The sequence below is a fragment of the Rhizobium sp. 05L419 genome, assembly GCF_056397845.1.
Window position 1 is genome coordinate 1 of the sequence record NZ_JBFTOF010000073.1, and the last position, 1,328, is coordinate 1,328.

The window sequence follows — 1,328 nt, forward strand, 5'->3', positions numbered from 1 at the left end:
GAGAACGGTGCTCAAGGGTTGGCATGATCTGGCGTTTTGCGGCGGCGTAAGATGGCAGCTTGTCGGTAATCAACCGCTTTGGCGCAACGCCCTGCTTTTTCAGGCGCGTGCCCCTGGGGGAGTCCCCCCAGACCCCCCGAGGATATTTGGAAAAGGGTTAGGATGAAGGTTCAGTGATGATGTCGAGGATCAGGGCTTCCAGCGGCGCCTCAGAGCCCGCAAAGCTCTCGATCATGGCATTGATGACACGATCGCGGTCGAGCACGTCTTCATTAAACGGCAGCCCAACATGCTCGGCGAGAACGGCCAGGAACGTCAGCTGCGTCCGGCCGTTGCCTTCGCGAAACGGATGCACGGCATTGATCTCAGCGAGCAGATGGGCGGCATGGCTGGCGAAGTCGGCCGGCGCCAGACCGACAAAGTGATTGGCATCGACCAAAATCTGGAACGCCTGGTTCAGCTGAGCGTGGATGTGTTCGGGATAGCAAAACCAGTTGCCGCCCTTCCCGATCCGGATGGTGCGGATCTCGCCGGCCCAATCGTAGACGTCCTGGAAGAGGTGATGATGCAGGGCCAGGTAGTGGGAGACATCGAGGGCGCCGGCAGGCCAAGCTTCATCCGACCGGATGACGAACATCGCGATCTCATATTCGTCCAGTTCGTTCTGGTCGGTGAGATCCAGCTTGTTGCGGAGCACCGTCGTGCCCGGATAGCACAAGGGATCCGATTCTGCGGTGTAGACCAAAGGTTAGGCGGATTTCTGGGAGAACTGAGCGCGAATGGCGCGGCGGCGAGCTTCGGCAGGCTGATCCTTGGTTTGATCGAGGATCTTGCGCATGCGTGGGCTGAGCACCATGCCTTCGACAGCGCTGATTTTCTCGGCACGCACCTGGGTAAGGCGGCCGGTCTTGGCGTCGCGGGTCAGCTGGGGTGTTTTGCTCGTGCTCATGAATCAGAACCTATCACGACCTTATGGCGGCCGGCAAAAGGATTCCGCTTGGCAAGAACTGACCGTCGTGATTCACTTGGATTACGGTACAGGCTGGGAAGTCGATGCCACCATGGAAACGTGGTGGCATTCGCCGTTCTAACGCGATTACAGCGTGTTTTGCTTCCCGGCACGAACCACCACTCATTTCACCTGCAAAACCTGCCTGCCTGCCCTTCCTAACCCTTTTGCAAATATCCTCGGGGGGTCTGGGGGGACTCCCCCAGGGGCACGCGCCTGAAAAAGCAGGGCGTTGCGCCAAAGCGGTTGATTACCGACAAGCTGCCATCTTACGCCGCCGCAAAACGCCAGATCATGCCAACCCTTGAGCACCGTTCTC

General features: G+C 59.0%; 2 protein-coding genes and 2 pseudogenes. 1 reads left to right on the forward strand and 3 read right to left on the reverse strand.

What is annotated here, in order from left to right; genetic code table 11:
* The 3 genes and pseudogenes from AC1DMK_RS31000 to AC1DMK_RS31010 form a co-directional block, all read right to left on the reverse strand.
* Positions 1-103 (reverse strand): annotated as a pseudogene (locus AC1DMK_RS31000) (IS6 family transposase); the annotation flags it as partial.
* A gap of 54 nt (positions 104-157) precedes the next feature.
* Positions 158-697, reverse strand: a complete 540-nt coding sequence (locus tag AC1DMK_RS31005; protein ID WP_477864037.1) for a Fic/DOC family protein — start codon at positions 695-697, stop codon at positions 158-160.
* A 51-nt stretch (positions 698-748) separates the two neighbouring features.
* On the reverse strand, positions 749-949 hold the full coding sequence (locus AC1DMK_RS31010) for a hypothetical protein (protein ID WP_113001467.1): 201 nt from the start codon (positions 947-949) through the stop codon (positions 749-751).
* Between the two features lie 276 nt (positions 950-1,225).
* Between AC1DMK_RS31010 and AC1DMK_RS31015 the strand changes: the two are divergent.
* A pseudogene (locus AC1DMK_RS31015) lies at positions 1,226-1,328 on the forward strand (IS6 family transposase); the annotation flags it as partial.